Genomic DNA, 14508 nt, shown 5'->3' with positions numbered 1-14508 from the left:
TCTTAAAACAAAAAGCACGTCACCCTTTCTCATTAATATAGGAAAATAGTAACGCACTTTTAATTTCAAGAATAGTCCAAATCCTTAAGTTGATGGATGTGTGACGCTAACCTATGCTCATCAACTCAAGCGATTTTAATACCCCTAAGTATCAAAAAAACGTTATTCTTTCTAAAAAAGCTAGATTAGAAAGGATGGTGTTTTTGAGGCTTTTGAATAAAGTTTGTTAATGTATAATAAAAATTAATCGTTTGTAATAAGGTTTGGTTAAAATTCTATAATAGAAAATCGGAATTTTTACTCATTTAAACTGAAGGGTGCAGGATAGTTAAAAGAGAATACGTGAGAGGGTGTTTTATATGTTTTTTGTTCAAATGTCAGGTTTCCCTGGCTCTGGTAAGTCAACACTTGCTCGGAAAATCGCTAAGAGAACTGGAGCAGTTATTATTGACCACGATATTGTAAAAACCGCTTTATTACTTTCCATTGAGGAAGCTCCAATTGATGTAAAGCTTGCTGGTAAGATTTCATACAATATTGATTGGTCTTTAATTGAATTTCACTTATCAGAGGGACAGGCTGTAATATTTGATAGTCCTTGCTTGTATGAAGAAATGGTTGAAAAAGGAACAGATTTATCAAAAAAATATAATGTTAAATACAAATATATTGAATGTTACCTAGATGATAGTAATGAAGTAAATTTCAGATTAAGAAACCGTGATAGAATGCTAAGCCAAATTAAAGAGATACAGTCTGAAGAATCTTTTAAATATACTATCAAGAATAGTAAAAAACCTCCTGAATATAAGTGTTTAGTTGTAGATACTAAACAGCCTTTAGAAAGTTATATTCGAGAAGTTATGAATTACATACATGAATAACATACATGAATAACATTCTCTTTACTCAGGTAAAGGGTGCTAATGCTCAACAACATATACTCCGGAATATTTTTCGAAATTCAAATTCATTAATTTATCAATGGTTGTTAGCACATGATAAAGTGGCAACCGTTTGCCAGTATGCCAGAGCAGTTTGCAGTGATTAAAGAAATGATACAGGAGCAACCGAGAGTCTCGCGTCCAATCTTAACGTAGGATGCAAAAGGAATGATTGAAAATAAGCTATTAACTTCATTTTTAGGTGAAGAAGAGATTTTACTTACATATTATAAAGATGGTTATTTATATAAAAATTGCATAACAGTAGTGGATATTAATCCAATAAATGAGACGGTTATTTGTACAGATGCTTTTTGTAATGAACGGATTTTTAAGTTTGTTGATGTGATTGAAGTGAATTAGAGGGGGAATAGAAGTAATGATCTCTTCCTAACTTAATTATACCATGTAATTTACGATCGAAATAGACTGTTTCTTCTCATTTACTACTGCTACAATCAAGAACACATGCAAAATAAGGAGAGATGTTACATGAGTTCTTTCGTTCTCGATTTTCAGGAAATAGAAAAGGTGCAGCTTTCGCTCGTTGGTGGAAAAGGATTGAATTTAGGGGCGTTATCAAACGTGCAAGGGATACAAGTGCCAGAAGGATTTTGTGTTACAACGGTAGGGTATGAAAAGGCCATCGCACAAAATGAAGCGTTTCAACCCTTGTTGCAGCAGCTAACAAAGTTAAAAATGGAAGACCGAGTTCAAGTTGGTGAAATTAGTAAGAAAATTAGAGAAGCCATTATGACAGTGGAAATTCCAGTTGATGTAGTGGAATCAGTAACTCATTATCTCTCGCGTTTTGGCGATGAGCATGCCTATGCAGTACGTTCTAGTGCTACTGCTGAAGATTTACCACATGCCTCGTTTGCAGGTCAACAAGATACGTATTTAAATGTAATTGGAAAAGAAGCTATCTTGCAGCATATTAAAAAATGCTGGGCGTCCTTATTTACAGATCGAGCGGTTATATACCGAATGCAAAACGGTTTTGATCATAATCAAGTTTCTATATGTGTTGTCGTTCAAAGAATGGTTTTCCCGGAAGCTTCGGGCATTTTATTTACTGCTGATCCAATTACTTCTAATCGAAAGGTGTTATCGATTGATGCCAGTTTTGGACTTGGTGAGGCGCTAGTATCAGGACTTGTCTCTGCCGATAATTATAAAGTAAAAGAGGGCGAAATCGCCGATAAGATGATCGCAACTAAAAAAATAGCTATGTATGGACGGAAAGAAGGCGGAACAGAGACAAAGCAAATTGCCCCTAATCAGCAAACGGTTCAAACCCTTACTGAACAACAAATTTTACAACTAGCACGTATCGGAAGACAGATTGAAGCTTATTTTGGTTGTCCGCAAGATATCGAATGGTGTTTAGTTGATGATACATTTTATATTGTCCAAAGTAGGCCAATTACGACTTTATATCCAATTCCAGAAGCAAACGATCAAGAAAATCATGTGTATGTATCGGTTGGTCATCAACAAATGATGACGGATGCGATGAAACCACTGGGCTTGTCTTTTTTCCTGTTAACGACGCATGCGCCTATGCGTAAAGCAGGAGGAAGGCTGTTTGTTGATGCTACACAAAAGTTAGCTTCACCTGCTAGCAGAGATTTCTTAATAAACACTTTAGGAAAATCAGATCCGCTCATCAGAGATGCATTAACGACTGTAATTGAGCGAGATGGTTTTATTACATTGTTACCAGATGATGAAAAAGAAAAGAGTGTTAGTAAAAGTGTGCCATCTGCAAGTTCGCAACCACAAATCGAAAACAATCCGGCAATCGTTACGGATTTAATAAAGAATAGTCAAGTATCGATCGAAGAGTTAAAACGAAACATTCAAACGAAATCCGGATCGGCTGTATTTGATTTCATTTTAGAAGATATCCAGCAGCAATTACAGAAGATATTATTTAGCCCGCAAAGTACGGCTGTAATTATGGCAGGTATGAATGCTTCTTCATGGATTAATGAAAAGATGGAGCAATGGCTAGGTGAAAAAAACGCAGCAGACACACTTTCTCAATCTGTACGAAACAATATTACGTCAGAAATGGGCTTAGCATTAATGGACGTTGCAGATGTGATTCGTCCTTATCCAGAAGTCGTTGAATATTTACAACACGTAAAAGATAGTAGCTTTTTAGAGGAACTCGTTCAGTTTGAAGGCGGAGGAAAATCTCGAGATGCGATTCATGCTTTTCTGAATCAATACGGAATGAGATGCAGCGGAGAAATTGATATTACAAAAACGCGCTGGAGTGAAAAGCCAGCTTCCATTATCCAGATGATTGTAAATAATATAAGAGACTTTGAGTATGGTGCTAGTAAGCGGAAATTTGAAGAAGGATTGCAGGAAGCTTTGAAAAAAGAAGAAGAGTTATTAGAGAGATTGCAGCACTTGCCGGATGGTAAACAAAAAGTAGAAGAAACGAAGCGAATGATCAGTAACATCCGAAATTTCATCGGTTATCGTGAATACCCGAAATACGGCATGATTAATCGCTATTTTATATATAAGCAGGCATTACTGAAAGAAGCTGAGCAACTCGTGCAAAACAGCGTTATTTATGAAATAGAAGATATATACTACCTAACTTTTGAAGAACTTCACGAAGTCGTCCGTACGAATAAACTAGATTACAAGGTTATTCATAAACAAAAAAAAGATTATAAATTATATGAAAAACTAACGCCTCCGCGTGTTATCACGTCTGATGGAGAAATCATTACAGGTAAGTACAAACGAGAAAATCTTCCTGTAGAAGCAATCGTAGGTCTGCCTGTTTCTTCAGGTGTGATAGAGGGAAGGGCTCGCGTTATTTTGAATATGGAAGATGCGAATTTAGAAGAAGGAGATATATTAGTTACTGCATTTACTGACCCTGGCTGGACACCATTGTTTGTATCGATAAAAGGGTTAGTAACAGAAGTAGGCGGACTTATGACACACGGAGCGGTTATCGCACGTGAATATGGCTTGCCAGCAGTCGTTGGAGTGGAGAACGCTACGAAACTAATAAAAGATGGGCAACGAATACGGGTACATGGAACAGAAGGGTATATTGAGATACTGTAGTTATTTAGATAAATAAAGAAATCGTCCACTAAATATAGTGGGCGATTTCTTTATGATTTTAACTGAAACGGAAGATCAAAATAAAAATGAGCATATGATATACAAAGATTTTAATAGTTTTATCAACTTTTGTCTGTATTCCCTGAAAATATCGATGAATCATAATGTATACTAATCTAAAATGAAGGATTTTTTCAAAAATATTACAAATTCAGACAATATCTTGTTAATTATCTGAATTTTCATTATTATATAAACGTTGTACTGTATTTAATATTGGGGAGGAATAGGGATGAAGAAAAAGCCTGTTAAAGTGCTGTCTACGCTTGCGGTAGCAGCTGTGCTTAGTTGCACATTTGGATATGGGGGTCAATCTGTTTATGCGGCAACGCCGTCTAATGCAGGGACTTTAAGTCCAATTGATGAAAATGTAATTCAAGAGGAGCGTTTAGCAGATGCGCTCAAGAAACGCGGTGTAATTAGTGAATCTACGTCGAAAGAAGACACATTAAAAGCTGTTGAAAAATACGTAGAGAAGAAAAAAGGCGAAAATGCTGGAAAAGAACCAGCAGCGGGGGACAGTGTTACAAGAGAAGCTGCTGATTTTTTGAAAAAAGTTAAAGATGCAAAAGCAGATGAGAAAGACAAAGCAAATCAACCTGCTAGTGGCCCGGTAACTGGACAAGAGCCGGTTAAAGGGGGATTAAACGGCAAAGTACCAACTACTTCAGCGAAGCAAAAACAATATAACGGTGATGTTCGTAAAGATAAAGTTCTTGTATTGCTAGTAGAGTTTGATGACTTTAAGCATAACAATATTGATCAAGTACCAGGTTATATGTATTCAAATGATTTTAATCCAGAACACTATCAAAAAATGCTATTTGGTAATGAGCCGTTTACACTCTTTGATGGTTCAAAAATCCCAACATTTAAACAATATTATGAAGAGCAATCTGGTGGCAGCTATTCAGTCGATGGGACAGTGACAAAGTGGTTGACAGTTCCTGGTAAAGCAGCGGATTATGGTGCAGATGCTGGTGATGGTGGTCATGATAATAAAGGGCCAAAAGGACCTCGTGATTTTGTAAAAGAGGCATTAAATGCGGCTGTAGAAAGTGGTATTGATTTATCTGAATTTGACCAATACGATCAATACGATAATAATGGTGATGGTAATAAAAATGAACCAGATGGTCTGATTGATCACTTAATGGTCATTCACGCTGGAGTTGGGCAAGATGGAGGCGGCGGTAGACTAGGTGATGACGCAATTTGGTCACATCGCTGGAATCTTGGAGCACCATATCCAATTGAAGGAACAAAAGCAAAGGTTGATAACTGGGGCGGTAAAATGGCAGCATACGACTACACAATTGAGCCAGAAGATGGAGCAGTTGGTGTATTCGCGCATGAATTTGGTCATGATTTAGGTCTTCCAGATGAGTATGATACGAAGTACTCAGGAGCAGGTGAGCCAATTAACTCTTGGTCTGTTATGAGCGGTGGTAGCTGGGCAGGTAAAATTGCAGGTACAACGCCACCAAGTTTCTCTCCGCAAAACAAAGAGTTCTTTCAAAAGAACATGGGTGGAAACTGGGCAAATATTGTAGAGGCTGACTATGATAAATTAAATCGTGGTATCGGTCTTGCGACGTACTTAGATCAAAGTGTAACGAAATCAAATCGTCCTGGTCTGATTCGGGTTAACTTACCAGACAAAGATGTAAAAGGTATTCAGCCTGCATTTGGTAAGAAATATTACTATAGTACAAAAGGCGATGATCTTCATACAACATTAGAAACGCCAGTGTTTGATTTAACAAATGCAGCAAATGCGAAGTTTGATTACAAATCATTATATGAAATTGAAACAGGGTATGACTTCCTTGAAGTACATGCAGTGACAGAAGATGGTACGAAAACGTTAGTGGATCGAATTGGTGAAAAGAATGTGAAAAATGGTCTAGACACAACAGATGGTAAATGGGTAGATAAGTCATATGACTTAAGCAAATTTAAAGGCCAAAAAGTAAAATTAGTATTCGAATACATTACAGATGGTGGTTTAGCACCGAACGGCTTTACTTTTGATAATGCTACATTAACTGTAGATGGAAATGTTGTGTTCTCTGATGATGCAGAAGGCGAAACGAAATTAAAATTAAATGGTTTCGTTGTAGCAAACGGTTTTGATAAGAAGAAGCATAACTACTATTTAGAGTGGAGAAACTACGCTGGTGCTGATCAAGCGTTAAAATATAGCAGTGGTGTACCGTATAATACAGGTCTTCTTGTATGGTATGCAGACTCTAGCTTTACAGATAATTGGGTTGGTATGCATCCAGGCGAAGGTTTCTTAGGGGTTGTTGACTCTCACCCAGAGGCAATTGTTGGAACGCTAAACGGCAAACCAACTGTTAAAAATAGTACACGATTCCAAATCGCAGATGCTGCGTTCTCCTTTAATCAAGCGCCAGCATGGAAAGTTGTATCTCCAACACGCGGAACATATGATTACAAAGGGCTACCAGGTGTAACGAAGTTTGATGATTCTAAATTGTATATGAACGATTTAATCCCAGATGCAGGACGTAAAGTACCGAAGCTTGGATTGAAATTTGAAGTAGTTGGACAAGCAGATGATAATTCTGCAGGTGCAGTTCGTGTATATCGTTAATAATGGAGAAGCTGTTGAAGAGAATTCTTTTCAACAGCTTTTTTTCATAGGAACATAAATTTCTAGCTATTAATAAATACTCAGCCATAGGGTATTACTCTAATGAAAATTACATAATAGTAATTGATATAAAACCATTAAATGAGATGATTACTTTTACAGAGACAGAGATGTTTTTCGTAATAAATGCATCTGTAAGGTTATTGATGTAATTGAGGTTGATAAAAACATAGTTCAATGCGACTGACTTATTTCTTCAAGCCAGCTGCATAAAAAGGTCCATGAACTGCGATTGTTGATAAAATATGAGCAATTTCCTCTGGTGTTTCTTGTTGCCCGTTATTTAACCATTGCTGAATGACACCTATATGAGCAGATGCCATATAAGAAGCTAAGTATTGGCTTGGAACAAGTAAATTCTCCTTATTAATGAGAGCACCGTTCGTATCTTCAAACAGTGTTTTCCACATAAAGTCTTTCAGTTTTGTTTGGAATGATAAATCTCCTTTTGGGCTAAGTACAGCTTTTATAAAATGACTATTCTCGTTTAGAAACTCCAGTATAGAAGCGATAAGTACAAATGGAGTCGTTGGGGAAGGATTTGATCCAAGATCCGCAATAACTTCCGGAAATTTCTTTTTTGCAATGGCAGACATCTCATGCATAATTTCTTCTTGGCATTTCGTCATTAAATCAAATTTATCTTGATAATGTGTATAAAAAGTACCGCGGTTTATGTTCGCTTTCGTTGTAATATCTTTTACTGTAATGGCGTCAAAGCCTTTTTCTTCAATTAATTCCACAAATGCATTTCGTATTGCCGTTTTCGTACGAATCACGCGTAAATCTAAATTACTATCTCGCAAAGTATCTCCCTCCTAAATTTTCTTCAACATATGTATCAAATGTGTCTTATAACCGACACATTCGCGGTTTTTGATTATTGTATAAGGTTCAATGCAAACATATAATTCAAAATATAAATAAACAACACGTTGTTCACTTATTGTAACTGAAATTAAAGGAGGGGAAAAGAACATGTTTAAAAATAAACTTTTATTATTATCACCAGTCATTGCATTACTTATTGTCTTTATTTTTTCATTAACATTATTCCCGACAGTTCAACCACAGCCGAAAAATTTACCAATTGCAATTGTAAATGAGGATCAGGGAGTAGAAATTCCGAATCAGCCTAAAATGAATATGGGGCAAACAATCGTTGATACGATGAAAAAATCATCGAAATCAGATGAAGAACCTGCGGTGAAGTGGGTAGAAGTAAAAAATAAGGAATCGGTTCAAAAGGGGTTAAACAATCAAGAGTATTACGCGGCATTAGTCATTCCGAAAGAATTTAGCGCAAAACAGGCATCATTACGAACACCACAGCCATCTTCGCCAGAGGTAGAAATATTCATAAATCAAGGAATGAATACAGCGGCATCAACTATGGCAGGGCAAATATTAAATGGTGTAGTTGATAATATGAACAATACTGTTCGTACGCAGCTATTAGAGGGATTGAAAGCGAAAGGAGCTACTTTAACAGCAGATCAAGCTTCAAATTTAGTAACACCTATTGCGAAGAAAGTGACAAATGTGAATGAGGTTGGAAAAAATAGTGCGAACGGTAACTCGCCAATTTCTTTATTCCAACCGCTATGGATTGCAAGTTTAGCTAGTGCAGCAATCATCTTTATTGCGATTCGTAAAATGCCAGTAGGTACACGAAAAGAAAACTTTGTATTAAAAGTAAAACAAATAATAACAGGAGCTGTTGCGGCACTTGTAATTGGATTTGGTCTTACATGGATCGCAGATGGCATGGTAGGATTAAATATTTCGAATGTAACGGATACGGCGTTGTTCTTATCTATTACAGCGTTTAGCTTCTTCTTAATGATTTCTGCAGTACTTTCATTAGTTGGACTAAATGGAATCGGATTATTTGCTTTATTGCTGTTCTTCGGAGCACCATTATTATCGCTAGCGCCTGAGATGTTGCCCTCGTTTTATCAAGACTGGGTTTACTCATGGCTACCAATGAAATTTATGATCGAAGGACTTAGAGAAATCTTCTTCTTCGGAAAAGGATTAAGCTGGAATACACCAGTTACTGTCCTCGTTTGGATTGGTGTAGTAAGTATGGTTATTATTCTAGCGACTGCTTTCAAACGTAGTGCAGTAAAGGGACAAAAAACAGAATTACATGTTTAAAAATAAAAGCCGTTTCACTAATAGTGAAGCGTTTTTTTGTGGTGAAATTTATAGGCTTTTTCAATGTTTTACATGTGAGTGAAGACTTAGTATTTGCAGTCCTGTTATATATACATGCTCCTACTATTTCAAAATGCATAAAATGTTATGCGAAATCATGGAGGGGATACGATGTATAATGCAAATTATCATGATTGGTATAGACAGAATGATAAGTTGATTAGTGATATTGAAAAAGCGATTAACGGAGAGTATAGCGCTATAAATTGCTATGCCAAATTAGCTAGCATGGCTCCAAATCAAGTAGAGCAAAAACAAATTCTTGAAATTCGTAATGATGAAATAAAGCATTTTCATCATTTTGTACAAATGTATACGAATTTGACTGGTAGGCAGCCGAAACCACAGATTATCGAAGACTGCCCGAATACGTACTTACAAGGATTAGAATTCGCTATACAAGATGAGCAAAAGACCGTAGATTTTTATTTGGAAATTTCAGATGAAGCATCAGATGCATCTATGAAAGATTTATTGCGCAGAATAGCTGCAGATGAACAAAATCATGCGGTGTGGTTTTTATATTATTTTGTTAAGTCGAAGTGAATGTTAAAAATGAATAGCTGATGTGGTGAGCAGATTAGAAATTATTTTAAAACGTAGTGCAGTAATTGAATGCAATACTTAAATATAAGTAGAAGGAAACCGTTTCACAGTAGTGGAGCGGTTTTTTTTGGCGATGAAATGCAAATTACATAGGATCGACAAAATATAGTAGTTGGATTTGGTATATAATGTATGAAAATGCAATGAATCAAGGTTTTTACGTTGAATACGTTACAGACGAAAATGATGATAGAACGCGTTTATCCGTTTGATAGTAATATGAAAGGGGAACGACAATATGGAGAGAAATACTGTTGAAACTTATAACATTCGAATTGCTTCTGAAGAGGAAAGTGATAATATTATAATTCTATTAAAAGAAGTAGCACAGTGGTTACAAGATAAAGAAGTAGATCAATGGCAGTATCTTTTAGGAGAAGAAGCTACGGCTGAAATACTAGAAGGTATAAGCGAGAAATATACGTATGTTGTTACAAAAGAAGATGAAATAGTCGCTACGGTTACAGTATCTCCTAAACAAAATGAATGGGATGAATTTATTTTTGGTAAAGAGGAAGTTTCTGATTCACTATATATTCATAGATTTGCGGTAAAACGGAAGTATAAGGGGAATGGAATAGGAGAATGGATGTTACAGTGGGTGGAAGAGAATGTGCAAAGGGATAAAAAGTATTTGAAGTTAGATTGTATTGGGCATAATCGTACATTGAATGATTTTTATAAGGAAAACGGTTTTGAATATGTTGGCAGTACGGATGGGCTTAGTAAGTTTCAAAAGAGAAGGGGAATGTGAATGCATCCAATTAACGTAAGTTTAGTTGAAAAGTTAATACAGGAACAGTTTCCTGAATGGGCACATTTAGAAGTGAAACCTGTAAAGCTTAGCGGGCATGATAATAGAACGTTTCATCTAGGCGATCAGATGAGTGTAAGATTACCAAGTGATGCAGCATATGCACCGCAAGTAGAGAAGGAAAACAAGTGGCTTCCTATATTAAGTAAGGAACTTTCTTTGCCAATTTCTGCTCCAATTGCGAAGGGGAATCCGTCTGAAGAATATCCGTGGTCTTGGTCTATTAATAAGTGGGTAGAAGGAGAGACAGTTACGAAAGAAAATGTACATGATTTAAATGAATTCGCAACGGATTTAGGATCATTTCTAGTAGCGTTGCAATCAATCGATGCGAGTAACGGACCAATAGCGGGTGCGCATAATTTTTATCGAGGCGGATTGATATCTGTATACGATCAAGAAGCGAGAGAGGCTATCGAAAATAATAAAGACGTTTTTGATGAGGCATTATTAAAACATTTTTGGAATTTAGCACTTCGGTCAACGTGGGAGCGCAAACCAGTTTGGGTGCATGGAGATATAGCGCGAGGGAACTTACTCGTTAAAGACGGAAAGCTTAGTGCCGTAATTGATTTTGGGATATTAGGAGTAGGAGATCCTGCTTGTGATGCAGCGATGGCTTGGACATTCTTTGATAAGAATAGTAGAAACATATTTAAAGAAATATTACGTATGGACGAAGAAACGTGGAATAGAGCGAGAGGTTGGGCGCTTTGGAAGGCGTTAATTACATATGATGCGAATAAAGGGAGTAATAAGGGAGGGGCAGAAGAATCTCATCGTGTGATCCAAGTGATTGTGGATGATTATTAAATAAAGTGAAAAGGATTAATATAGCATCAGTTTTGATTGGAGCTATTTGAAGTTTACTATACAGCTAAGAAGGAGGGAACATGATTGACAGTCAAGCAAGGAAAATATGAAGAAATAAAATTGCGTGATAAAATTCCAGGTATGGTTGAATATATAGATAGTACAAGGATTCCGGCTGATTTTCATTACTATATTCCTCCACACTGGCATAGAAGTATCGAAATTAGTTTAGTAATATATGGAGAAGTTTTCTTGTATGTAAATGGAAAAAAAAAGAAAGTATCAGCTGGCGAGTTTATTTTTGTAAACAGTGGAGATGTGCACGAATTTGAAAAAGTTGAGAATGTAAGTTGTGCAGTCATGATGTTAATAGTTTCTTATGAATTTCTTAAAGAGTTAAATGATGATTTTGATAAATATAGATTTAATCTAAAAGAATCCGTTGTTCAGAACACAAAGTTCCAACAAATATTTTATGAATTAAAGGAGTTAGTCACAAATTCTGATGATTTAAGTTATATAAAAATTAATAGTTTAATTTATGAAATTGTTTATATTTTATTGCGCCATTGTAAAGATGGGGAGAAAGTAGATAATGATTTTCAACTTGGAAATAAACAAAAAGAGATGATTACATATATTTATGAACATTACGATGAAGAGCTTAAACTAAAAGATATGGCGAAACACTTTTTTGTGAGTGAGGAACACTTTTCCCGTATGTTCAAAAAATCTTTCGGGTCAAATTTCACCTCTTTTTTAACGAGATACAGGCTTCATAAAGCTTATGAAGATATTATTAGTAGTACAAATTCTATACAAGATATAGCAATAAAACATGGATTTCCCAATGTAAAGTCATTCATTTCACAGTTTAAGGGGAAATATGGATATACACCATTACAATATAGAAAAAATATGATATCAAAAAATGACAATAATTGAATCAAATATGAACAACAATAAAAATACGTTCCGTGTTACATTTTGTACATGGAACGTATTTTTATTTAGTAAATGGAAATTTACACGATTATATGATTTTTTAAAAAATGTAAGCGTTTTAACGAAAGGTAGGGGGAATAAAAGATGACTAGACAATATAGCTTAGATTTATTAGAAAAAATTCAAGAAAAACAAGAAACCATCAATGTACAAGGTGCAGAAATCTTAGTGAAAAACATACCAGATTGCGATGAAAAGGGAGCAATGGATCCACGTCTTTATAAAGACATGAAGGTTCAAATGAACATAATGAGGTTTATGCCTAAAAATATGATGAAAATGGACGCTTCCGAAAAATCAGTAAAGAATATGAGAAAACAGTTTAATGGTATTAAAAGCGTTCCGATCGTCACTAAAAATATAAATATTACGAATGAAACAGTTAAAGCGGAAGATGGATATGATATTCCGATAAGAATTTATAATAGTATTTCGAAACGAGAAAATGCTCCAATTCTATACTTTATTCATGGTGGCGGATTTATGGCGGGATCACCAGATGTGGTAGAAGAACTTGTGAAATTAATAGTAGAAAAAACAGATATACTAGCCGTTTCCGTAGATTATCGATTAGCTCCAGAACATCCTTTTCCAATTGGGCATACAGATTGTTACACTACTTTAAAATGGATTTATGAGAATGCTGAAGCATTCGGTGGTGATAAGAATAATATCTTTGTTGCTGGTGATAGTGCCGGAGGGAACTTAACTCAGTATTGTACAACGAGAGATATGGAAGATGGCAGAAACCTCGTTAAAGGACAACTGCTTCTGTATCCTACACTTAATATGTGTGACTATGAAGACGAGTTTTATTCTTGGAGTATAGATAAGTATGAGATTGCTCCGAAATATAAAAAAGGATTAGAAAAAATGCTTAATGTGATGCATTCAATGGCCGGAGGGATGGCAGAAATACTTGGTACGCAAGAAATTAATTCGAAGTATTTAAGTCCATATGTTGATGTATCTCCAGACTATCCATCTACATTTATTACGGTAGGAGAACATGATTTTTTAATGATAGAATGTTTGGCGTATGCAGCTAAATTGACTAAAAAAGGAGTGGATACTGAAACAGTCCTCTATCGTGGTTTAGGGCACGCATATGGAGATAATGTAGGTGTCTATCCTCAAAGTGAAGATTTAGCGATTGAGATGGGGAGTTTTATATTAAAACATAGTGGGAAGTAGGGGGAAAGGATGAAAAATAAAAAAGTGATAGTAAGTCTAACTTTCGCTATTTTACTTTGCATATTCGCATTTACAGACCTACAGATATCCCATAGTTTATATGAACCAACTAATAAGATCGCTCTTTTTTTACAAGCTATAGGAGAAATTCCAGCGATGTTTATTGCCTTACTTTCTAGTATGTATTTATTTAAAGTTAGAAAGAATAAAGGTTCAAGAGGGTATTATCTATCTGGAATCGGCTATGGATTAATCATTCTTTTGTTCGCTTTTATAGCTTCATTTATGCTAGTGAAGTATTTAGTCATTTCAAAATTTTTAATTCCAATTTTTATGATATGCTTTATTGCAGTTTGCTATATGATTTCTAAATCATGGAGTAAGTATGATGATGCAAGATTGAGAGATATTGCGTTAATTGGATTATTAAGTGTAGTGATCGTGTTAATTACATTTAATCTAATAAAATTAGGATGGGGTAGAGAACGCTATCGTCATATGATTTCTATAGGATCTTTTGAAGGATTTTCAAAATGGTTTATACCTCAAGGAATTGCTAAGAGTGATGAGTTTATGTCATTTCCTTCAGGCCATAGTGCGAATGCAGCGCTCGTTATTTGGTTCAGTTTATTACCAGGGTATTTCAATTCATTGAAAAATAAAAAAATAGGCATTTGGATTTGTATTATTATGTGGATGATACTAGTGCCAATTAGTCGTATTATAGTAGGGGCCCATTTTGCTTCAGATGTTACAGTTGGAGTCGCTATTTCATTAGTTGTCTTTATGTCTACGAAAAAGTATATATGGAGAAAAAAGAAAGTGGATGTGCAGAGTATTCATGAAAGTATGTAATCACTCATTGAAATTTATATAGTGAACTGTAATCAATGGGAAGAGAAAAAATGACAAAGTATAAAAAAGCCTAATTTGATCTATATGTTTCAAATTAGGCTTTTTTTATGATTCAAGATTCAAAAGAAGGAAAGTATACGACGAAAGAAGCAGCCATTATCGCTACAGATTTTTCTACAGTAGGGGGTCCTACCACATCACTATCAAGCTAAGCT

General features: G+C 35.4%; 11 protein-coding genes and 2 pseudogenes. 12 read left to right on the top strand and 1 reads right to left on the bottom strand.

The features are described from left to right. Positions 1–359: 359 nt before the first annotated feature. The 4 genes and pseudogenes from COI75_RS00765 to COI75_RS00750 all read left to right on the top strand — a co-directional run bounded on the left by COI75_RS00765 (position 360) and on the right by COI75_RS00750 (position 6726). On the top strand, positions 360–884 hold the full coding sequence (locus tag COI75_RS00765) for an AAA family ATPase (RefSeq protein WP_000466452.1): 525 nt from the start codon (positions 360–362) through the stop codon (positions 882–884). 114 nt (positions 885–998) lie between these two features. After that, a pseudogene (locus COI75_RS27160) lies at positions 999–1307 on the top strand (YolD-like family protein). Between the two features lie 129 nt (positions 1308–1436). Beyond that, a complete protein-coding gene (gene ppsA / locus COI75_RS00755) occupies positions 1437–4046 on the top strand; it encodes a phosphoenolpyruvate synthase (protein WP_098448141.1) in 2610 nt (869 codons plus the stop codon). Positions 4047–4338: 292 nt separating this feature from the next. Continuing rightward, positions 4339–6726 (top strand): immune inhibitor A domain-containing protein, encoded by a 2388-nt coding sequence (locus COI75_RS00750; RefSeq protein ID WP_000730112.1) that lies wholly within the window; start codon positions 4339–4341, stop codon positions 6724–6726. A 248-nt stretch (positions 6727–6974) separates the two neighbouring features. Here COI75_RS00750 and COI75_RS00745 read toward each other — a convergent pair whose 3' ends face one another. After that, the gene (locus COI75_RS00745) at positions 6975–7592 is read right to left on the bottom strand and encodes a TetR/AcrR family transcriptional regulator (protein WP_001205670.1); all 618 of its coding nucleotides are present in this window, start codon (positions 7590–7592) and stop codon (positions 6975–6977) included. Positions 7593–7764: 172 nt separating this feature from the next. On the opposite strand from COI75_RS00745, the gene COI75_RS00740 reads away from it, so the two are divergent. The 8 genes and pseudogenes from COI75_RS00740 to COI75_RS00705 all read left to right on the top strand — a co-directional run bounded on the left by COI75_RS00740 (position 7765) and on the right by COI75_RS00705 (position 14293). Next, the gene (locus COI75_RS00740) at positions 7765–8946 is read left to right on the top strand and encodes a YhgE/Pip domain-containing protein (protein WP_000475858.1); all 1182 of its coding nucleotides are present in this window, start codon (positions 7765–7767) and stop codon (positions 8944–8946) included. 171 nt (positions 8947–9117) lie between these two features. Continuing rightward, positions 9118–9552: a ferritin-like domain-containing protein gene (locus COI75_RS00735; RefSeq protein WP_000282111.1), complete on the top strand. Its 435-nt coding sequence runs from the start codon at positions 9118–9120 to the stop codon at positions 9550–9552. 185 nt (positions 9553–9737) lie between these two features. Then, a pseudogene (locus COI75_RS00730) lies at positions 9738–9824 on the top strand (DUF2691 family protein); the annotation flags it as partial. 26 nt (positions 9825–9850) lie between these two features. Continuing rightward, positions 9851–10366 (top strand): GNAT family N-acetyltransferase, encoded by a 516-nt coding sequence (locus COI75_RS00725; RefSeq protein WP_000440846.1) that lies wholly within the window; start codon positions 9851–9853, stop codon positions 10364–10366. Then, positions 10367–11239, top strand: coding sequence for an aminoglycoside phosphotransferase family protein (locus COI75_RS00720; RefSeq protein ID WP_000553378.1), 873 nt, complete (start codon positions 10367–10369; stop codon positions 11237–11239). Positions 11240–11323: 84 nt separating this feature from the next. Further along, a complete protein-coding gene (locus COI75_RS00715; RefSeq protein WP_000216761.1) occupies positions 11324–12184 on the top strand; it encodes an AraC family transcriptional regulator in 861 nt (286 codons plus the stop codon). Positions 12185–12328: 144 nt separating this feature from the next. Next, complete coding sequence (locus COI75_RS00710; protein WP_000198314.1) at positions 12329–13438, top strand: alpha/beta hydrolase; 1110 nt, start codon at positions 12329–12331, stop codon at positions 13436–13438. 9 nt (positions 13439–13447) lie between these two features. Continuing rightward, positions 13448–14293, top strand: a complete 846-nt coding sequence (locus COI75_RS00705; RefSeq protein WP_000791471.1) for a phosphatase PAP2 family protein — start codon at positions 13448–13450, stop codon at positions 14291–14293. Positions 14294–14508: the final 215 nt, after the last annotated feature.

Source organism: Bacillus cereus, from assembly GCF_002564555.1.
Classification (GTDB): domain Bacteria; phylum Bacillota; class Bacilli; order Bacillales; family Bacillaceae_G; genus Bacillus_A; species Bacillus_A cereus_K.
The sequence above is the reverse complement of the archived record's forward strand: the minus strand, read 5'-3'. Positions and strand labels throughout refer to the sequence as shown.

What these genes read in the sequence shown, in the direction of transcription:
- COI75_RS00705 (WP_000791471.1), top strand. Translation starts at nt 13,448, where the DNA reads ATGAAAAATAAAAAAGTGATAGTAAGTCTAACTTTCGCTATTTTACTT.
- COI75_RS00725 (WP_000440846.1), top strand. Translation starts at nt 9,851, where the DNA reads ATGGAGAGAAATACTGTTGAAACTTATAACATTCGAATTGCTTCTGAA.
- COI75_RS00740 (WP_000475858.1), top strand. Translation starts at nt 7,765, where the DNA reads ATGTTTAAAAATAAACTTTTATTATTATCACCAGTCATTGCATTACTT.
- COI75_RS00720 (WP_000553378.1), top strand. Translation starts at nt 10,367, where the DNA reads ATGCATCCAATTAACGTAAGTTTAGTTGAAAAGTTAATACAGGAACAG.
- COI75_RS00750 (WP_000730112.1), top strand. Translation starts at nt 4,339, where the DNA reads ATGAAGAAAAAGCCTGTTAAAGTGCTGTCTACGCTTGCGGTAGCAGCT.
- COI75_RS00735 (WP_000282111.1), top strand. Translation starts at nt 9,118, where the DNA reads ATGTATAATGCAAATTATCATGATTGGTATAGACAGAATGATAAGTTG.
- ppsA (WP_098448141.1), top strand. Translation starts at nt 1,437, where the DNA reads ATGAGTTCTTTCGTTCTCGATTTTCAGGAAATAGAAAAGGTGCAGCTT.
- COI75_RS00710 (WP_000198314.1), top strand. Translation starts at nt 12,329, where the DNA reads ATGACTAGACAATATAGCTTAGATTTATTAGAAAAAATTCAAGAAAAA.
- COI75_RS00765 (WP_000466452.1), top strand. Translation starts at nt 360, where the DNA reads ATGTTTTTTGTTCAAATGTCAGGTTTCCCTGGCTCTGGTAAGTCAACA.